Source organism: Tenacibaculum sp. 47A_GOM-205m, from assembly GCF_000518405.1.
Taxonomy (GTDB): domain Bacteria; phylum Bacteroidota; class Bacteroidia; order Flavobacteriales; family Flavobacteriaceae; genus Polaribacter; species Polaribacter lutimaris.
Map to the genome: position 1 here is coordinate 136,775 of NZ_JADN01000003.1, position 20,677 is coordinate 157,451.

General features: G+C 30.2%; 18 protein-coding genes and 1 tRNA gene. 13 read left to right on the top strand and 6 right to left on the bottom strand.

The genetic code is table 11. The annotated features are described in order from the left end of the window. Positions 1-3: 3 nt before the first annotated feature. On the top strand, positions 4-963 hold the full coding sequence (locus tag N534_RS0100695; RefSeq protein WP_028890645.1) for a replication initiation protein: 960 nt from the start codon (positions 4-6) through the stop codon (positions 961-963). 429 nt (positions 964-1,392) lie between these two features. On the opposite strand, the gene N534_RS0100700 is transcribed toward N534_RS0100695, so the two are convergent. Further along, positions 1,393-2,139, bottom strand: a complete 747-nt coding sequence (locus N534_RS0100700; protein WP_038005153.1) for a hypothetical protein — start codon at positions 2,137-2,139, stop codon at positions 1,393-1,395. Between the two features lie 370 nt (positions 2,140-2,509). On the opposite strand from N534_RS0100700, the gene N534_RS0100705 reads away from it, so the two are divergent. The 5 genes from N534_RS0100705 (at position 2,510) to N534_RS0100725 (ending at position 7,633) form a co-directional block, all read left to right on the top strand. Beyond that, positions 2,510-2,863: a BfmA/BtgA family mobilization protein gene (locus tag N534_RS0100705; protein ID WP_231517289.1), complete on the top strand. Its 354-nt coding sequence runs from the start codon at positions 2,510-2,512 to the stop codon at positions 2,861-2,863. A gap of 8 nt (positions 2,864-2,871) precedes the next feature. Next, positions 2,872-3,720 (top strand): DUF5712 family protein, encoded by an 849-nt coding sequence (locus tag N534_RS0100710; protein ID WP_028890648.1) that lies wholly within the window; start codon positions 2,872-2,874, stop codon positions 3,718-3,720. A gap of 1 nt (position 3,721) precedes the next feature. Then, positions 3,722-5,431: a type IV secretory system conjugative DNA transfer family protein gene (locus N534_RS14195; RefSeq protein WP_051435802.1), complete on the top strand. Its 1,710-nt coding sequence runs from the start codon at positions 3,722-3,724 to the stop codon at positions 5,429-5,431. 346 nt (positions 5,432-5,777) lie between these two features. Further along, entirely contained in the window at positions 5,778-6,239 is a 462-nt protein-coding gene (locus N534_RS0100720; RefSeq protein ID WP_028890649.1) for a conjugal transfer protein TraO, read from the top strand. An 11-nt stretch (positions 6,240-6,250) separates the two neighbouring features. After that, on the top strand, positions 6,251-7,633 hold the full coding sequence (locus N534_RS0100725; protein ID WP_081728251.1) for a TraQ conjugal transfer family protein: 1,383 nt from the start codon (positions 6,251-6,253) through the stop codon (positions 7,631-7,633). 309 nt (positions 7,634-7,942) lie between these two features. Here the strand turns inward: N534_RS0100725 and N534_RS0100735 are convergent, their stop codons facing one another. Then, entirely contained in the window at positions 7,943-8,743 is an 801-nt protein-coding gene (locus N534_RS0100735; RefSeq protein WP_028890651.1) for a hypothetical protein, read from the bottom strand. 176 nt (positions 8,744-8,919) lie between these two features. On the opposite strand from N534_RS0100735, the gene N534_RS14200 reads away from it, so the two are divergent. From N534_RS14200 to N534_RS0100755, 4 genes are read left to right on the top strand one after another with little or no spacing between them, the layout of a single operon-like run. Beyond that, positions 8,920-9,768, top strand: a complete 849-nt coding sequence (locus tag N534_RS14200; protein ID WP_038005156.1) for a Dam family site-specific DNA-(adenine-N6)-methyltransferase — start codon at positions 8,920-8,922, stop codon at positions 9,766-9,768. A gap of 9 nt (positions 9,769-9,777) precedes the next feature. Beyond that, the gene (locus tag N534_RS0100745) at positions 9,778-10,974 is read left to right on the top strand and encodes a metallophosphoesterase (protein WP_028890652.1); all 1,197 of its coding nucleotides are present in this window, start codon (positions 9,778-9,780) and stop codon (positions 10,972-10,974) included. A gap of 4 nt (positions 10,975-10,978) precedes the next feature. After that, complete coding sequence (locus N534_RS0100750) at positions 10,979-12,754, top strand: hypothetical protein (protein ID WP_028890653.1); 1,776 nt, start codon at positions 10,979-10,981, stop codon at positions 12,752-12,754. 8 nt (positions 12,755-12,762) lie between these two features. Next, positions 12,763-13,668 carry a hypothetical protein gene (locus N534_RS0100755; protein ID WP_028890654.1) on the top strand — a complete coding sequence of 302 codons (906 nt, stop codon included), beginning with the start codon at positions 12,763-12,765 and terminating at the stop codon, positions 13,666-13,668. A 78-nt stretch (positions 13,669-13,746) separates the two neighbouring features. Here N534_RS0100755 and N534_RS0100760 read toward each other — a convergent pair. The 3 genes from N534_RS0100760 to N534_RS0100770 all read right to left on the bottom strand — a co-directional run bounded on the left by N534_RS0100760 (position 13,747) and on the right by N534_RS0100770 (position 14,294). Next, a tRNA-Arg gene (locus N534_RS0100760) sits at positions 13,747-13,820 on the bottom strand. A 75-nt stretch (positions 13,821-13,895) separates the two neighbouring features. Continuing rightward, the gene (locus N534_RS0100765) at positions 13,896-14,129 is read right to left on the bottom strand and encodes a putative signal transducing protein (RefSeq protein ID WP_028890655.1); all 234 of its coding nucleotides are present in this window, start codon (positions 14,127-14,129) and stop codon (positions 13,896-13,898) included. Between the two features lie 12 nt (positions 14,130-14,141). After that, positions 14,142-14,294, bottom strand: a complete 153-nt coding sequence (locus tag N534_RS0100770; protein WP_028890656.1) for a hypothetical protein — start codon at positions 14,292-14,294, stop codon at positions 14,142-14,144. Positions 14,295-14,882: 588 nt separating this feature from the next. On the opposite strand from N534_RS0100770, the gene N534_RS0100775 reads away from it, so the two are divergent. The 3 genes from N534_RS0100775 to N534_RS0100785 all read left to right on the top strand — a co-directional run bounded on the left by N534_RS0100775 (position 14,883) and on the right by N534_RS0100785 (position 19,460). Further along, positions 14,883-17,267, top strand: coding sequence for a TonB-dependent receptor (locus N534_RS0100775; protein ID WP_028890657.1), 2,385 nt, complete (start codon positions 14,883-14,885; stop codon positions 17,265-17,267). Positions 17,268-17,356: 89 nt separating this feature from the next. After that, entirely contained in the window at positions 17,357-18,439 is a 1,083-nt protein-coding gene (locus N534_RS14205; protein ID WP_051435803.1) for a PepSY domain-containing protein, read from the top strand. A gap of 79 nt (positions 18,440-18,518) precedes the next feature. After that, positions 18,519-19,460 (top strand): calcium/sodium antiporter, encoded by a 942-nt coding sequence (locus N534_RS0100785; RefSeq protein WP_028890658.1) that lies wholly within the window; start codon positions 18,519-18,521, stop codon positions 19,458-19,460. Between the two features lie 74 nt (positions 19,461-19,534). Here N534_RS0100785 and N534_RS0100790 read toward each other — a convergent pair whose 3' ends face one another. Continuing rightward, positions 19,535-20,545 carry a glutamine synthetase beta-grasp domain-containing protein gene (locus N534_RS0100790; RefSeq protein ID WP_028890659.1) on the bottom strand — a complete coding sequence of 337 codons (1,011 nt, stop codon included), beginning with the start codon at positions 20,543-20,545 and terminating at the stop codon, positions 19,535-19,537. Between the last annotated feature and the right edge of the window lie 132 nt (positions 20,546-20,677).

Consider the following 20,677-nt stretch of genomic DNA (forward strand, 5'->3'; position numbering starts at 1 on the left):
GTTATGACTCGCTCTAAAACAGGTCATTTTATAATACAACCTAATCATGTTTCTACAGCAAAGTTCCGATATACTTGTATTGAAAAAAATATAATTTATCATATTATAGAGAAACTTCAGGAGGTTAAGTCTAAAGATCCATTTGAAGTGTATAAAGAGCAAAAAATTACTCTAGAACTCAGTAAGCTTGATAAAAATAAAAACTACTCCAATATTAGGAAGGCGGTTAAATCCTTGGCGACAAAACCAGTTGAGTTTGATTTAGTAATACCAAAAGAGAATAAGGTTAGGAAAAACTTATCCTTTATAGTTGGGGCGTTAGAATACGAAGTAAGGTCTAAATATATAACGTTAGTAATTCCATCAACTGCATGTGTTTTCTTTTGTTATATCGGAGGAGGGTTTACAGCTATTCAAAAAAATATAGCATTAAACCTTAATTCTATACACTCTAAAATACTTTATGAATTGTGTTGTAGATGGGTAGATAGAGGAGGGTTTAATAGTGATTTAATATCCTTTAGGGTTTATTTGCAGGTTGAGGATAAGTATAAGCAGATAGCTCACTTACGAAACAAAGTTTTAGAGGTTGCAAAGAGAGAACTAAAAGAAAAAGCAGATTTATATTTTAATTATTCTTTAGAGAAGAGAGGTGGGAGGAGTTATGATTATATAAATATTAAAATACACAGAAATAAACATTTAGAGAATGATATAGAGATAACTGTGAACGAACAAGAGTATAATTATGTCTATAGATTTTTATTGCTTTTCTTCCCTAACAACAAAGATAACTCTGCTTTTATTTTTACAGAGGAGATAGCTAAGAGAGGTTATATTAATAAGGCTTACAACCGATTTTGTAGATTGGATGATGATTTTACTTCTGCTAAAAAGAGTAAAGCAGATATTTATAACTTATTAAGATTTGTAATTCTTCCTGAGTTAGGAGTTAGTAATTAGGGTTTTTAAACGGTGTGGAAAAGATGCACCGTTTTTTATAAAATGTAATCACACTTCTGATTTTTAGAGTGTGAAATAAAGTGGCTTAGTGGTAGATTAGTGTGATTTTAGTAGTAAATTGGTGTGAATTCAACTTTTTTTAGTAGTAAATTAGTGTGATTTATTTCCTGTAACCATTGATATCAAAGGGCTGTAGAGCGAGTACAATAAGGTTAACCTACAATAATATTACAAGTTAGTAGATTTTTAAGTGATTTTGGTTTCAAAAAGTGAATTCTGAACGAAAAATTGAAAACAAGAAAAGTAAAATAGAGATGTTTTTTCGGTGTGGAAAAGTTGCCGCATTGGTTAGAGTTGTGAATATTTTGCCTGTTTAGGTTTTTGATGTGTGAAAGTTATGTTGTTTAATGAGGTTGTGGGTTCTCTGTTTTAGGACAAGGAGGGTCCTTTTCCTTTAGTTCTTACTTTGTGTTTTACAGCTGATATTTCTTTATTGTTTTGTATTGATAAAGATTGAAGTAAGTTATGTTTTTGGTTCAATTGTAGGATTAAGTTTCTGTATCCTGAATATTCAATGAATATAATTTTACCATCGTTAGTAATACTAGTCAAAATACCTTTTATTGGTTTTTGTTTTTTATTTACAAAAGAACCTGAATTTAGGTTCTCCGACTCTTCTATTTCTAGTAAAAAATTAAGATATTCATTAAATTCCTTTTGATCCGATATACCTAATTTTCCGTTTAATATAGTACTTATAAAATTGTTGCAATTTACGCCTTTGTTGATGTTTTTTGAGAAAGCGTCTAAGTAAAAGTTAAAACAAATGTCAGTTGTAATTTTGTTATCTGATGCTGGTTTATAGAGGCCATAACAAATAAAATGACATTTCTTAGAGTTGATTAAAAGCTTGTTATTTTTTTTTAGTTCAGAAATTAATTTTACTTTTTGATTTTTCTCCATTTCTCTATTAACGTCCTTGATAGTCCTTTTAAATTCGATTAAAAAGTTATTCCCTTTCCAATTAGCTAGAAGATCTGATAACTTTTGATCGCTTGGAGTTTGCTGAAAAAAATTAACACTATCTTTTATAATCTCATTGGGTTCTGCCGTTTTTCCTGCTAAAGCTCCTAGAGCGTAAATAAAAGAACCAGCCAAGACATTTTCATAAACCATAAAAATATTTTAATTGTTAGGTTGCTATATCTCTTACAATAGTATAAATAAAATTTCACTTGTCGAAGATTATTCTTTTTCAAAGAATAGCGAGCGGGAATCACGCTGCGCGATGATTTTCCCGCTCGCGATTGCATCGAGCTTGAAGGCTACGCCTGACTTGTCTAGGTTTTTAAAAATTATAACCAATTATAAAAAAGATATAAAGGTGTGGCTAACTACTTGATTGTTAGTGTTAAGTTTTATAAAACCTGTTGCACTTAATATCAAAACAACTTGTTTTGCAAAAGTTTAATATCTAGTTACTTATAATTCTAAAATTGCACTTCTCTTCAAAGTGCAAAATCTTCACGGCTAAAAATCTTGACTTTTGGATAAAGTTTTAATGATGAAAAAAAGCATAGTAATTTCTGAAAGAGGTCATAAAGAATTAAAAAAATTAGCGTCAGATCACAATAGAAGTATTGGAGGTTTTACAGAAGAAATGATTTTGTTTTTCAAAAAGACGGGTACTGATCCAAGAATTATTAAAGGAAAAAGTACCACAGAAATGATAAAGGTGATTGATCGTCGAATTGTTTCATTCTTTAAAACACAAGAAGCTGATATACTTTATCCGATGAGACAGCAAATTCAAGATAATGGGGATATGACAAAAGAGTTATTTGAAAAGTTGATTCAGAATTTAAATAAAATTTTTCAAAAGATAAAAGAGCAATCTTAAAAAGTCAAATGCCTGTAACAATCATTCATAAAACGTCAGACAACAATAAAGGAAGTTCTTCTAAATATGGTTTTTACTTGAACAAGGAAAATTCAGAGTATATAAAAGATGGAATTCCTGAGAAACAGAACTTCTTTTTTAATCAATATGAAGATAAAATATCTACGGTAAATGCAATAAGTATGATTGATGAAAATGCTAAAGGAAAAGGGTTGAAAAAAGCTCAAGATAAATACTTCACAGTCACTTTAAACTTTAGTAGCAAAGAATTAAAACACTTGGCAAAGATAGTTTCAGGTAAAGATATATCTGAAGTTAAAGAGCTAACTCAGAAAGAATATCAAGAATACAACAAACTTCTTAGAGAATATACCAAAGAGGCTATGGAAAATTACGCTAGTAATTTCAATAAAGAGATAGCGAAAGATGATATTGTCTGGCATGCTAAAGTAGAGCATCAAAGAAGATATAAAGGATATGACGAAGAAGTAAAGAAAGGATTATCCAAAAGTGGAGAATTAAAAGGTGGTTTAAATAGTCATGTTCATATAACTATTTCAAGAATGCATAAAGACTACCGTGTTAGTTTAAGTCCTTTAGCTAATGCTAGGAATAGTAAAAACCTCGTGTTAAACTCAAGGTCAGTCAAGGGAGGTTTTGACAGAAGTAACTATAAACTTCTCAATGAGAAATCATTTGATGAAAAGTTTGATTACACAAGAGACATTGAAGAAAAGTTTGAGGTAGTAAGAACTTTGAAAAATGGAACATTTCAAGAAAAACAAGAACTAAGAAAACGTATAGAAACAGAAAAACAACAAAAAGAGAAGCAAAATAATAATCAAATATCATATTAACATGAATCAATTTATTAACGAATATGTTTACTGGCTAGGGTTTTATAGAGTGATAAATATCTTTATAACTACTGGAATTTACGCCATATTCTTACAGAAACAAGCTAAGCTTCCTTTTATGATAGGAGTTGTAATAGCATTTGTTCCTGCAATGATAATTCCATTTACCATCACAGTACCTGTGTATATTCTTGGATATACTTTGTTTAAAATGTTCTCTACTAAACCTAATAAGAAAAATAAGAAGGTAGGAGAAAAAGAAGAAGAGTACAAAATAAGTGATGATGCATTTGTGTTTTTAACAGAAGAAGGAAATGTAATATTGAACAACGCTTTTAGAGGTGTTTTTGTACAAGGAGGAGCCGGATCAGGAAAAAGTGTTAGTTTGATATATCCTATATTAAAACAGGCTGCAAAAAAAGGATTCACAGGTTTGTTGTATGACTTTAAAAGTCCTGAATTATCAAGCTTCACGATTAGTCAAATATTAAGAAATCAATCAAATGTTAAGCCTTATTTCGTAGATTTTAAAGAAGCTCGAAAAAGTGTGAGGATAAATCCATTAAACCCAAATTTAATGGTTAAAACAGCCTATGCACATGAGTATTCTCAGACATTGCTTTATAATCTTTCCCCTAGCAATATTAAGAATGAGAATTACTTTATGATTGATGCAAAAAGTGTTCTTACAGGGATTATTTGGTATCTCAAAAAGGAATATCCTCGGTTTTGTACGTTACCACATATTATTTCTTTGGTTCTGTATAGTGATATCAATATTCTTTTAGAAAAAATAGCAGAAAACATTGAAACAGCAGGATTGGTAGCAAGTTTGAATCAAGCAATCAAAAACAATGCGTCAAAACAGGTAGCGGGAGTAGTAAGTACTTTACAAGCAAATCTATCAAAAATTAATACTCCAGATATTTTCTGGGTGTTATCAGGAAATGACATTGATTTAGATATTAATAATCCTAACGATCCTAAGTTTGTGTGTATTGGTAATGAAAGTACACTATCCGAAACTTATGCCCCAATCATTTCTTTAATTATCTCTGTAGCAGCTAAGCAAATGAATCAGCCTAATAAGCATAAATCTATTATTGTTTTGGATGAGGCACCTACATTATACATTCCAAATTTTGAACAGATACCAGCAACCGCACGTAGTAATAAAGTAGCTACTGTTTATGGGGCGCAAGATTTTAGTCAGCTTGTCGATAGGTATAAAAATGACAAAGCTCAAGTTATCCTAAGTAACATGGGAAATCAATTTTTTGGAAGAACTGTCAATAATAATACTGCTAGAATGATAACTCAAATGTTTGGTAGAGCTGATAAAAAATACCAAACAAAAAGCAAAGGTGATTCTTTCCATGATTCAGATTTCTTTGGAAAACATGTAAACTCTTCCAGTGAGAATATGTCAGAAACCATACAGGAAAGAGATCGAGTAAAAAGTACAGATATAATGAATTTAGAACCAGGAGAGTTTTATGGATTTATAGCTGAAGGAAATAAAAAAGAACTTCTTAAAACCAAATTTTTAGTAGATGAAGATATTGAAGCTACAGATTTAGAATTTGAGTTCAAAGCTTCTGAAGAAGATGTGCAAAAAAACTACCGAAAAATAATTGAAGAGGCTAAATCTATTTTGTTAGAACCAACCTCAGTAAAAACTTCTGAAGACGATGATTTTATAAAGTTTTAGCAAATCGCCTGTTGATAGGGAGAGAAAAGCAAAACCCCTAAAAACAGAGATTTTACAAGGGTTAAACAACAGATTATGAGTAAATTTAATATAGAAATATAATAGCCAATGAATAAATAGTAAGAAGAAAAAAGGTAGGAGTTATTAGATAACGTCCTACCCAACATTAAGAAATGTCATGTAAGATGGTAACTGGTACTTACCATCTTACTCAACAAATTTAACATTAATTAAAAATATTATAGAAATGTCATATAAATTAAGAAAAATAATACTCTTGGGATTAATTCTCATACTCTACATCCCAGTTTCAAATGCACAAAGTCAAAAAAATCTCGCTGGATTTGTGGGGTACACAGATGACGGAATAGCTACACTCTTTGGTTTTTCCTATTCGTTTAACGATATAAAATACGACTTCCTTGAAGCAAGTGTGTATTCAGGTTACCTTAAGGAAAGAAAAACAGAATACAATGTCAATGTAAATGTACACAGTGTAAATCTAGGTTACTTTAAGAGAATAGAGCCTTTATCAACTTTAAATGGTTTAGTGTGTACTTATGTGGGAATTGGAGGGGTTTTAGGAAAAGAAAGTATAAATAATGGAAATAACGAGCTGCCTAACGGAGCTTTAATAACAAGTAAAGGAGGTGCTATTTATGGGGGTTTTGGAGCTGTACAAGCAGATTTATTCATATCTAATAGATTTCATTTGCTAGGAAGATATACTCATTTTTATCATGCAAACAGTGAAGTTGGCAAGTCTAAATTTATGATTGGTCTAGGTTTAAAATATGTAATCTTTTAAAAAAAATAATTATGAAAAATCTTTTATACACCTTATTAATAATAATGTTCATATCATGTGATAGTGGTTTAGATGTAATAGTCAAAGACAATTTTGATTTTGATATTACCACAGAACAAAAAGAAATTAGCCGCATAGGCGAACAAATAAAAACTTCTATTAAAATAAATCCAGAGCGAATCGTAAAAGGAACAAAATATTACTTTTCTTACAAACTAAATAAAGGGAAAGGTTTATATAAGATGGATGGTTTAACCTTAATACCAGGAGAGGAATATGAGTTGAAATCTTTAGAGACAGAAATTGTTTATATAGCTGAAGAACTAGAATCAAACGAAGTAAAGGTAGTTGTAAAAAATGATAGCGATTTAGAAGTAGAAAAATTAATCTCCTACAAAATAGTTGGTTTAAATGATTTTCAAGTCATCGTGACAAAATCAGCTAATGAAGTTTATTTTAAAGAAGATGTAGCTATTGATTTTAATATTAAAAAACTTGCAAATGAGTTGGAGCAAAATTTAGCTTATGAATTTAAATATATTAGAAGTTCTCTATCTGGTAATTTATTGATTGGAGGCAATGAACTTAAAGAAGGTGAGTTGCTTAATAATTTACCTGAAGGTAAGATCTCTACAATTTTTAAAGCCAAAGAGGCAGGGGACTTTAGTTTAACTTTTTTAGTAAAAGCTTCAAATGGTAAAGAACATGAAGTGGCAGTTAATTTTTTAGTTAAAAAGACAAATTTTGAGTTTAAGGTTTATCCTTCTAAAAGTAAAAACTATGTAAATGAGCTAACTCGATTTGATTTCGAAATATTATCAAATGGTACGGAAGCCTTAAATTATAAATTAACTTTCAGAGGTCAGCAAGGGAAGCTAGTGAGAGGGAGTGACTCTTTTATGAATGGGAGTGTTTATAATACTCATGGAGGACGTTTCTCTATGGAATATAAAGCATTTGAAATAAATGATAACCCGATTGAATTTGAGATTGAAGCTTCAAATGGAGTAATGAAGAAGGTAGTAGTCAATTTTGAGTCTTTACCAACAGAATTTGAAGTTACATTGGGTTCTAATGATCTTTCTAATTTTTATCAATTTGATTTATCATCAAGTTTTAATATTATCCCGCCTGAAGTACAAAATCAAGCCTTAACATATAAGTTTTATTATGAGACAAGTGGTCTAGGATCAACAAGTTTGACAGAATATAATACAGGAAAAATTATTGGTCCAGGTGAAGTGTTAGATATGGGAACTTTTAGGGAAGGTAGGTTTGCTATTACCCAACAAGGAGGCGTGCAGCCTCAGAAAGGAGAGGTAAAATTTATTTTTATTGACTCTAATGGAGTCAGAACAGAAAAAAAGGCTTCGGTTGATTGGTATGATTTATAATTCTAAAACCCCAGCAAGTGCTGGGGTTTTCTTTTTGTTATATAAAAACAAACTTAGTGATAGTGTCAATTTTTAAATTGAGTTATCTCGTTCATGCTTCGCAAAACCAACGCTAAGTCACATCCGTTCCTTATCTCAAGTCTTTGCTTGTTTCACTTCGTTAACTTAATTTAAAAGAGAAAGTGAATAAAATCTAAAATGACTAAAACTAAAAACCCACTCAAAGAGTGGGTAAATTGCTATGAAAAAGAAAAAGTACCTCCAAAAAGTGTTTGGAGATACTCAAATATAATTAAAAATAGTTATTTTCTAATTGGAAGAGTATAATTTTTCGTGCAAGTATATGTCATAAAAATATTCTCCTTTATGCGTGAATTCATAACCTTTTTTTGTTTCTATTATATAATTGTTGTTTGAAAAATACTCAATTGATTTTTTATTTTCTGGGAGAGTTCCGCTGTTTAAAATGGTTATAGCCATTTTTAAGAAATCATTAAAATAACTAGAATTTCTAAAATGAAAATACTCATTAATATATTTAAAGTTTTCTTGATTTCTACTTTTGTGTTCTTTTATTTCTCCAGTAAGAAGCTCATTGACTCTTAGGGTGTTTTTATATGTGTTATCTTTTTGGGATATTACTTTTTGAGTTTCTTTTTTTTCATTTTCAAGTAAATTAACTTTGCCTTCTAAACTGTTTACATTCTCAATGAGGTTTTTCATTTCTTGATTGTGTGTTTTAATGGCTATGATTTCTCCTTCAAGGTTAGCTATTGCTTTTTTTCTCTCCAATTCGTGCTTTAGAAGATCTAAAAGAATATTTTTCCTTTCTTTTTTTATTTTAGAAGAATACTTTTCAATCAAAAGGTTTAGGACTTGAAATGCAAATATTAAAACTATTGAAATAGCTAAGGGGATTATAAAATTGATAAAAAAGTTATAGTCTTTAATTATAATTGAAATTCTATCTTCAATATCTTTATTGGAAAGAATAAAAACAGCTACTTTTTTCCAGTTATATATAACAAAAGTGAACATGAAAGCTCCCAAAAAAGGGTTTCTAATTTTTTCTTTAGAGGCGTCTATTATTGATTTAGCAATGTTGTCCATTTTTGATTTGTTTGATAATGAGTTTTGTTTAATAAACTTATGTCAAATTAAAAGCTATTTTATCATAATTTGGTAATTATAGGGTGAATTTTTAGTGTTTTTAGAAAAATAACTAAAAATATTATTTATGGTAACATTTATGTAGTTTTTATATCTTTGATCATACTTTATAAAATATGTCGAAATCAAATACTGTTTTAAAAAATGAAACTTCAAGGGGTAAGCCTTTTTTAAGATGGACTGGTTCAAAGTCTTGGTTGGTTCGCGATGAATTTAAAAACTATCTTCCGGAAAAATATAATAGTTATCATGAATGCTTCTTAGGGGGAGGTTCTGTCTTTTTTTATTTAAATCCTAAGGGGAAGGTTTTTTTGTCTGATATAAATTTTGAATTAATTGAAACTTACAAGGAGATTAGAGATAATTTAGATTTAGTTCTCAATACACTTAAAAAATTTAAAAATTCTGAAGAAGAGTATTACAAGGTTAGAAAATCTAAATTATTAAGACCTCATACAAGGGCAGCAAAGTTTATCTATTTGAATAGATGTTCATTTAATGGTATATATAGAGTAAATTCTAAAGGTGAGTATAATGTACCATATGGAAGAAGGAAAAATGTAGACATTGTTACCGAAAAGAGATTGAGAGAAGTGAGTGATTCTTTACAATCAGTACAATTAATTTGTTCTGATTATAAATCAAGATTAGGTGAAATAAAAGAGGGTGACTTAGTTTTTATAGACCCACCTTATACTGTTGCACATGAGAATAATGGGTTTATAGAATATAATCAAAAACTTTTTTCATGGGAAGATCAAGTTGAATTGAAAAAATTCATAGAGGAGATATCAAACTTAGGAGCATATTTTATTTTAACGAACGCTAGTCATGAGTCTATAAGAGACTTGTATAATGGAGTGGGAAGAATAGATACATTGTCTAGGTATAGTCAAGTTGGGGGAAGAAATAAAACAAGAGGAATGTATAATGAGGTAATAATTTATAATACTCGACCATTGTAAGTTTATCATATGGGTGTAAAAAAAATTAAGATTGCTATAATTAGTGATTTACATTGTCATCATAGTCAAAGTAAAGATAATAAAGGGGGAGTAATGGATGACTCCTATTTAAAAACGGATATGTTGAGAACTCCTGCAAATGACCATCCAGTTGAAAGTTTAATTCAATTAATTGAAAGTAATGAGTTAGAAGTGTGTTTAACTCTTTGTCCTGGGGACTTTACAAATAAGTCAGATAAGCAAGGGTTTATATCTGGTTGGGATTTTTCTCTAGAGATAAATAATGCATTAAATTCTAATGAAATTATTGCAACAATTGGTAATCATGATGTAGATGTTTATGGGATTAACTCTAGTTATAGTATAGAGTTAGCAAAAGGGATAAAAAAAGGTTTTCCTATTAAAGATTCAGATTATAGAGATGTTTTTTGGTCTAGAGGTTGTGTTTTTGTTGAAAAAGAGGATTACAGGGTTTTGGTAATTAATAGTTCTCATTTTCATTATAATAGAGAATCAGCCATTGGAGGAAGAGTAGATGATGATTTGATTGATTATGTTGATCAATACATGGATAAGGTGAAAGAGGAAAAAATATCAATTGTTATGTCCCACCATCATCCAATTGATCATTCAAGACTAAGTTTAGGGGAGTATGATAAAATAAGTAATGCAGATAGATTGCTTGAAATCTTAGGGAAGCATAGATTTGATTTGTTTGTACATGGACATAAACATGATCCACTTCTTAGGTATCATAGCTGTTATGAGACCACATATAAATTACCTGTATTATCATCAGGAAGTTTTTCTTCAACAAGTAATTTAAGTTGGACAGGAAAAAGAAATAATTTCCATATAATAGATGTTATAAAGGAAGATGGGAATGGAGCTTTAGGGAAGGTAAAAACATGGACTTTTATGCCTAGAAGCGGTTGGAGTATGATGAGAGATGAAGGTGGGTTTGATGCATATACGGGATTTGGTTTTAAAGGAGAGATAGTAAATCTGGTTAGCGAAATTGAAAACTATTTAGAAAAGGAAAAGATGATGAAATGGGAGGATTTGATCAAGGTTGTTCCAGGGGTTCAATTTTTGGTGCCAAGCGAAGCTAGGGAGTTGGAGAAGTTGTTAAATGATAAAGGAATTATTTTAAGTTCTAATATATCTTTATCACCAGAGTATTTGTTTAATACTAAATCAAATTAGGAGAATGAAAGAGTCATTTCATAATACTTATAATGCTAGACATTTAGCTCCAAGTGATGTAGCTAAAACATTTATATATTCTAATAATTTTCAAAGATTAGTACAAAATAATCATTCAATTATATTGGGAGCTAGAGGTTGTGGGAAAACAACTTTAATGAAAATGTTAACAATTCCAGCTTTGTATTCTTGGGAGAATGATCCTTTGTCTTCCAATATTAGAAGTACTATTCCTTTTTATGGAATATATGTGTCAACAGATATTTATTGGAATGTTAAAAATCAAACTTATGGAGCACAGTTGGAGAGGTATGGAAACTTTGCTGATAGGATTTCTCATTTTTCAGTGAATAGTAATGTTTTTATTTCATTGTGTGATACTTTTATAAATATTATAAGCACGGAAATAAATGATTATGATGAGAGAAAAGAAGTTGAATTGTCAGTTGCTTTAATTAAAGCTTGGAAGTTAGATTATGTAGTGCCTAAAATAAAGTTTATAAGGGAGGCGTTAAATGAGAGAATAGATACTGTAAATCAATTTATTCAAGACGTAATATTTAACTTTAAACCAGAAGATGAAATTCCTTACCCAGACTTTTTCAACTTAGCATTTGAGTCTTCATTAGAGCTGATTATACCAAAGTTTGAAAGGATTTATAATATAGAAGGAGTTAAGAAATGGGCTCTATGTTTTGATGAACTGGAATTCGCGCCTATTTGGTTGCAAGAGAAATTGTTTGCTTCTTTGAGAAGTAGGACGCAATACATACTATATAAGCTGAGCGCTAGTCCAATTTTACCGTCTAAAATTGAAAAGTTATTTAAGGGAGAATATAGTCCTACATCTGGAAATGATGTTGATATGATAAAGATGTGGGCATCAGCAGACTCTGAAGATTTTTCAAAAAAAATAATAAATTCTTTTTTAGGAGGAGATCTTGATGTTAAAGAGGTTTTAGGAAGTAATGAGATATATAATAAGTCTCAAAACTCCTATGTTAAAGGAAGTGCTTTTCATAAAAAATTATTGAATCTAATTGATAAAGATGAGTCCTTTATGTTATTTTTAAAGGATAAGAGAGTAGATTTGGTTAATCCAGTTCCATTGTTGAAAGGCCAAAAAGACACTTTGTTTAGAAAAATAAAGCCGATAGTCTATTTCAGAGAATTTTTTCTTTTAAGTAATATAAACAAACATCCAAAGTACAGGAGTAGAAAAAAATCTATAGATCTCTTTCATGGATATGAAGTTATCTCCAAGGTTTGTGATGGTAATCCAAGGTGGTTAATAGGTATAATTAGTCAGCTAATTTCTAAAAGAAATGAAATTGATTCAAAGATCAGTAAAGAAGATCAATATAATGAATTGTTAAATGCGTCTAAGAGATTTAAGAATGTAATTGCTAATATTCCTGTAGGTAATAGCAATGTAAATATGGTTAAGATTATAGATAGAATTGGGGAGTATTTTAAAAATGAAATTTTAGGAGGAGATTTTAAAATGGATCCTAGAGGTACATTTATTGTAGATGAAGATGAAAGGAAAGTTCATGAAAGTTTGATAGAGTTAATTAATAAAGGAGTATCTCAAGGAGCTTTTATATTGTTAGATTCAAATGATAACTCTTTTGATTTTGAAGTAAGAGGTAAGAGATTTAAATTGTCTTACTTGTTTTATATATTGTATAATTTACCTCTTAGAAGTTACAATCCTGTAAAGTTAAGTGATTGTTTGGAGGAAAATGATTCTACTAAACAGGTTTCATTATTTAATTAGGAGAGAAAATGAATATAAAGTATGGAAAACAACTTGAAGTTGAAGAACTGATAGGAGAAAAAATTGATTTGTTCTTGTTGGCTAGTAATCATGAAGATAGAGTCTTAACAGCTTATGAAAAAATAAATAAAAAAAATAAAATATTAAAGACAGTTTCTCTTTCTTATGAAAGAAATTGTATTGAATTGGAAAAAGAAGGGTTTGAAAGTGTAATTATAGAAGGGCATCAACAGGTGTCTGGTTTGTTGGATAAGGAGTTGGGAGGTAGTTGTTTAGATGAGTTTGTAATGGTGGTTGATTATTCTTGCATGACAAAATCATGGTATTATACTGTTATACTCTACTTGAAGAAAAAAAGAACTGATTTTAACTCTATTAAGGTTTATTTTGTATATACACCTTCAAAGTATAATGAACCAAAACCTCCAAAATCAAATACTGAAATAGCCCCTTTACCAGGTAAATATATTGTACCGACAGATAAACCAAAAGCTTTGATTGTTTGTTTGGGTTATGAACAAAGTAAAGCTGAAGGTATTATAGAGCATTTGGATCCTAAAGAATATTATATTTTTTATTCTGAACCAGCTCTTGATCAAAGGTTTACTAAAAAAATAAAAGAAAATAATTTAGCTTTATTGAACAGGAGTGAAAATGTAATAAGTTTTCCTATTAACGATTTAAGGTTCTTAGAGAGAGAGTTAACTTCATTGTATTATTTGCTAAAGAATGAATATAGTATTATCATAGCGCCTTTAGGGCCTAAACCTTTTACGTTAGTTTCGATGTTGATGGCAATCAGGTATAGAGATATAGATATATGGAGGGTTGGGTCTGGTTCTGATATTAATGAGTACAAAAGAGAGCCTATAGACAATGATTCATTTATTATTATGGAAGTGTTTTTTAAATAAATTGATCTGACTGCCACCAATATTGCCGCCTAAAAAAGTAAAAACCCTTTAAAATCAATGTTTTAAAGGGTTTTTTTGTGACCTCGGCAGGATTCAAACCTGCAACCTCTTGAGCCGTAATCAAGTGCACTATTCAGTTATGCTACGAGGCCTTTTTGCGGGTGCAAATATAAGAATGTTTTTTAAAATCTAAAGCAAAAAAATAATTTTTTTTCAACCTTTTTCAATTATTTGTCAGCTTCTATTTCTTGTTTAAAATCGTCGATAGTGTTTTGAGCTTTTTCAAGGTCTGATTCATAGATATATACGTCAACAGAATTACCTAAAGTTCCAAAACCAGCAACTCTTCCAGCTTCTTTGTTATCTTTTACTAAATAGGGAACTTCAATTTCATCAAGTAATTGACTTAATCTGTTTGCAAAGATTTGAGATCCTGAGAAAACTTTAATATGCATGTTCATAATGGTAAATTTTTAATCCAACGAATTTATTGTAATATAAGCTCGCCATCCAATAATTGCTAATTGAAATTTTGAGGCTTTGGTAACATCCAGCTCTTTTTTAGTAAAAGAGGGTAATAGCGCTTTGTTTAGTTTAGCTAATAACTTAAAAATGCTTTTTTTCATTAGTTGTTGATTCTATATCAAAAATAACGAAAAATTATTAGTTATGATGAGCGAAGCTTACTTTACTTCGCTCAAAATGACATTGTTTTGCAAATAATAATAAAGATTAAAAAATCAAGTCTAATAGTAAGTAAGCAATTTTAATTGTTAAGAGTATTAGTTTTAATGCGATTGTAATCATTTAAATTTTAATATTTTTTAGTTGATAATTCTTTATCAATTCCGGAATTGTTTTATGAATATATAGCAAGGAGAATATGCTTACCAAATTTTTAGATAGGATTTAATTAATTTAAATATATAATTGAAGTTGAAAAAGTTATTATGGTTTTAATATGTAACTATAAAATCTTTAACAAGGTTTTTATTTGTAATTAAAAAGCTTACTTGTTGTTTTAAGTAGTAATGTTTTAAAGGGTGTTTTTTATGTTAGTTTGAAAAGTAAAGGAAATAAGCTCTTTTTTTTACCTCATTTTTAGTGGTTTGATTTTTTTGTTTCAGGTTAGAAGTAAGTTTTTTTAATTAATGTTTGCTAATAAATTCAGAGAAGATATATTTGCAATTTAAATTAAATCTAAATAAAAACTAATGAGAATTTACGTGTTTATAACTACGTTATTATTAACCTCTGGGCTGTTTGCTCAATCTAGTTTAAAAGGGCAGATAAAAGATGAGCAAGGTCAACCAATTTATGGAGCGAATGTATTTATATCAGATCTTCAAAAAGGAACAACTTCTGATTCTAACGGTAACTTATTATTAACAGATATTAAAGAAGGTGTTTGGAAGGTAACATTTAGTATGGTAGGATTTCAAACTATAACAAAAGAGATAACATTTACTCAAAATAGTACAGTTGAGATAGTACAAGTACTAAAAGAAAATGAAGAGAGTTTAAACGAAGTTGTTGTTTCAGCTAGTAGGCGTTCAGAATATCTCTCAGAGATACCAGCATCAATAACTGTTGTCAACCAAAAACAGTTAGTAGATTTATCAAATTCAACAACCAATATTAATGAAATATTAGAATTTACAGTTCCTGGTTTAGCAGTATCTACAGGAACTTTTTCTAACTGGGGACAAACATTACGTGGTCGTTCTTTGTTGGTGATGATTGATGGTGTTCCGCAATCTACTCCGTTACGTAATGGTCAATTAGGAATAAAATCGGTAAGTCCTAACGATATTAGTCGAGTAGAGGTTATTAAAGGAGCAACGTCTATTTTTGGAAATGGAGGAAATGGAGGTTTTATAAATTATATTACCAAGAAGCCAAATGCAAGTAAAAAAATTGAAGGAACTACCAATATTTGGGGAACTTCTAATTTGGCAAAAACCAAAGATGCTCTTGGATTTGGAGCTTATCAATCACTGCGTGGAAAAATAGATAAATTCAACTATTATGTAAGTGGAAGTTATGAGGAAACAGGAAATAAGTATGATGCAAATGGTAAAGTTATACTTCCTACTTATGGGTTGGATAATACAAGAATTTATACTGCTTTAGCTAAATTAGAGTATGAAATATCTGATAGGCAAAAAATAAGTATTGGAGGAAATTTATATAATTCTTTACAAGACACACCTTTTATACCTGTTCCAGGATCTTTTGAAGTATATAATGAGAATGGAGATTATACCTTGAAACCTGGTTATGGTGTTGAAGGATCTATTGAAGGAGAAGAACCAACAGGGTCTAAATTGTATAATGGTAATTTAAAATATAACTTAAATAATATTTTTGATGGAACAACAGATTTTACAGCTGATGTGTATTATCAAAAAACAAAAAACATATTCTTTTATTCAGACAAATTTGAAAATGGAGGTCAATCAGTAATTAATGCAGAAAAGTATGGTTTAAGACCAAATTTTAACACTACACTTACTCCAAGTGAATCAACTGAAATCACATTAACCTATGGTTTGGATTTGTTAAAAGATAAAACCAATCAAGGATTGTTAGATGGTAGATTATGGGTGCCAAATATTGATATGTTTAGTTGGGCACAATACGTACAATCTACAATTAAATTTAACGATGAATGGGTTTTAAAGGTAGGGTTAAGATATGACGATATGAATCTTACAATAGATGATTATAATACCTTACCATATTCACCTTTAGGAGACGGTAATTTTAATTCGTCTGTGGCAGTAAAGGGAGGAGAAATAGGGTTTGATAATTTAGCTTTCAATGCTGGTGTTAGGTATATTAAACATCAAGAGTTTATTCCTTATGTAAGCTACTCTCAAGGTTTCTCAATTGCTGATTTAGGTTCTGTTTTACGTTCTGCAACGGCTGATAATATTGAAGATATTCAATTAGAACCAGCTGTAACTAAAAATTATGAGTTCGGGTTTTTATCAAAGTTCAAAAACTTTAGATTAGAGGCTGTAGGATATTACAGTGTTTCTAATTTAGGAACAGGGGTTGTATTTGATGAAAATATAAATTCTTTTGTGCCATCAAAAAAGCCACAGAATATTTATGGTGGAGAAGTAGCAATTGACTATACTGCTTTTGATAATAAATTACAAGTAGGAACATCTTATTCTTACGTTGAAGGTGTTACTCACAACGTGGGGGATGAAAACAACTTAACTTATTTAGGAGGAGATGTTATTTCAGCACCTAAGTTAACGGCTTATGTAACATGGTTACCAACAACCAAAATAAGTACCTCTTTACGAATGACTAATTTAGGAAATAGAAGTCGTTTTAATCCGTATTTAGATACAAACGATAATTATACGTTTAGACATACACAATTTCCAGTAGAAGGATACACTTTACTTAATTGGTCTATGAACTATAAACTGCAAGAAAATATATCAGTTTCATTAGCGGTAAATAACTTGTTAAACGAATATTATTTACCAGCAAGATCACAATGGGCAGCACCTTTAAGAACTTTTACTGGTACAGGTGAAGGAACAAACGCTAAATTAAGTGTATTGTATAACTTCTAAGAGAGTTAATAACATCTTACATTTGCAAAATTATAAACCCAGTGTCTATTTTATTTTAGACTCTGGGTTTTAAAAATAAAAGATATCAATTGCAGCAGATACATAAAATAATTTGGAAAATACACCTATGGCTGGGTCTTAGCTGTGGGATTATTGCATCATTTTCAGGCTTAACGGGATCATTGTATGTTTGGCAACCTGAAATAACTTCATTATTGAATTCCAAATTATTAAAGGTTGAAGATTTTTCTAAAATAAAAGAAAAAACAATTTTAAATTCTGCGTATTTTTTAGCTGCGCAGAATGAAGGAAAAGTAAATAAAGTTTTTTTGCCTTACAGAGAGCAGCAAACAATTTCAATAAATTATAAAAACGGAAAAACATTGTATTATCACCCGAAAACAAGAGTTTTTTTAGGTGAAAAATCGGTGTCAATACAGTTTTTTGAAATACTTCTGAAGTTACACCGTACATTAGGAATACCTACAATAGGTAAGTATATTATAGGCACAAGTGCTTTGTTATTCTGTTTCTTCTTGTTAACAACAGGGGTTTATATGTGGTGGAAAGCATATAAAAATAATCTATCAAAAGGATTTACGATGAAGTGGAAACCTAAAAAGAAACGTTTTCATTTCAATTTACATAAAGTATTCGGAATTTATTTTTTGCTGCCATTAATGATAATTGCATTTACAGGAGGTTACTTCACGTATCATAAAACCTATAAATCAGCTTTATCTATTTTTAATGGTTCAGATAAAACAATCTTGGATGATGAAGCTAAACAAGATAAGATTTTTTCCTTGGAAGAGGCAGTATTACAAACCGAAGGGAAATATGTATTAAGAGCTATTTATTATCCAAAAGACAGTTTAGGAGTTTATAAACTAAGATATATAAAAGATCGATTTATCAAATCAGGATTTAGAAGAACAAAAGAAATGGAGCTAAATCAACAAGGTAAGTTACGAACGTTATCAAGTTTTGATTTTGATCCAAATAATAATAGGATAGCAGCTCAGTTTTATCCAATACATATAGGAGAAATAGTTGGGGTATTAGGTAGGGTCTTAGTGTTCATATCAGGTTTGGTACCTTTAATTTTATTAATCACAGGGTATAAGGTTTATAGCTCAAAAACTAAACGATTAAAAAAGACTGTTAATTAACATTTTTCTTAGAGGTAGTAGCTGAATTTGTTTTCATATTTGCTTGCTAAAAATCTTATCTTCGCCCAAAAAATATTTTATGAGCATTCTATACATTATTATTGGTTTAACATTGTTGGTTTTAGGAGGAAATTGGCTGTTGAAAGCAGCGGTAGGTTTGTCGCTAAAACTAAATATACCAAAAATTGTAATAGGTATGACGGTAGTGTCTTTTGCTACTTCAGCACCAGAATTAATAGTAAGTATAAAGTCAGCTTTAGATGGAGCTACAGGATTAGCTGTAGGAAATGTAATTGGGTCTAATATAGCTAACCTAGGTTTAGTATTAGGTATAACAGTAATACTATCATCAATTGATGTAGAAAAAAGTTTTTACAAGACTGATTGGCCAGTGATGATGATTGCTTCTATTATGTTGTATTTTTTTATTGTAAATGATAAAACAATTCAATTTTATGAAGGAGTGATTCTGTTTACAACACTTATAGTTTTTTTAATTTACCTTTTACGTTTTCAAAAGCAAGCAGTTGTTGATGAAATGCCTGAAGATGATGAGGATTTACCATTGTATAAAATAGTGTTGTTTTTAGCTATTGGAGGAGTAGGATTATGGGGTGGTTCAGAATTATTGATTAATGGTTCGGTAGCTATGGCACAACATTTTGGAGTGAGTGATGCGATTATTGGAGTTACAGTTGTTTCGGTAGGAACCAGTGTTCCTGAGTTAGCTGCATCAATTATTGCAGTATTAAAGAAAGAAAAAGCAATATCATTGGGTAACCTAGTAGGGTCTAATGTGTTTAATATTTTAGCTGTATTAGGAATTACGGCAATGATTACTCCAATAGAAGTAAAACCAGATGCTTATAGTTTAATTAATAATGATATTTATTGGATGTTAGGTGTTTCGTTTGCAATATTACCGTTAGTGTTTATTCCTAAAGGATTACGTTTAGGGTGGAGAGATGGAGTTTTATTGTTGGCTTCTTACATCATTTTTGTATATCTAACAATCTCATAAAGATAAAATCAAGACATAAAAAAGCCGCTTTTAAGCGGCTTTTTTTAGTTAGTTGTGTTGTTGGTGTATGTTAATTATATCTTAGCACTTTTTACAGTCTTGATAATTCTTCCAGCTACTTTATATGGATCAGCATTTGAAGCAGGTCTTCTGTCTTCTAACCAACCTTTCCATCCTTTTTCAACTGTGATAATAGGAATACGGATTGAAGCACCTCTATCAGAAACTCCATAACTGAAATCAGATACGTGAGCAGTTTCATGTAATCCAGTTAAACGCTCATCGTTATAAGCTCCATAAACATCAATATGCTTTTCAGCAACAGGTCTGAATGCTTCACAAATAGCTTCATAAGTTTCTTTAGAACCACAAGTTCTTAAAGTAGTGTTAGAGAAGTTAGCGTGCATACCAGAACCGTTCCAGTCTCCTTTAATTGGTTTTGGATGGTATTCAATGTAGTAACCGTACTTTTCAGTTAAACGATCTAATAAATAACGAGCTACCCAAATTTCATCCCCAGCTTTTTTAGCTCCTTTCGCGAATAATTGGAACTCCCATTGTCCTGGAGCAACCTCTTGATTAATTCCTTCGAAATTTAATCCTGCTTTGATACATAAATCAGCGTGCTCTTCAACAAAATCTCTTCCCCAAGTGTATCTTCCACCTACAGAACAGTAATATTTTCCTTGAGGTCCAGGGAATCCACCACGTGGGAATCCTAAAGGTAAATCAGTTTTAGTGTCCATTAAGAAATACTCTTGTTCAAAACCAAACCAAAAATCATTGTTGTCGTCGTCAATAGTAGCACGAGCGTTAGATGCGTGTGGAGTTCCATCAGCATTTAAAACTTCAGCCATTACTAAGTATCCATTTTCTCTCGCAGGATCAGGATAAATAGCAACAGGTTTTAATAAACAGTCAGAGGCTCCTCCTGATGCTTGCTCAGTAGAACTTCCGTCAAAAGACCACATAGAGCAATCTTCTAATTTACCGCTAAAGTTTTCTTCAACTTTAGTTTTACTACGCATGTTTTGAGTTGGTTCATGACCATCTAACCAAATGTATTCTAATTTTGATTTACTCATGATTTTTGTTTTTGTGTTGTTATGGAATTAAATACGATGCAAAAGTGAGTATTTTTTTTATTAGAGCAAAATTTTTAGGGGTATTATTGTTTAAAATTAACTTTAAGTTAATTTGACCCCTGTTTTTTTAGG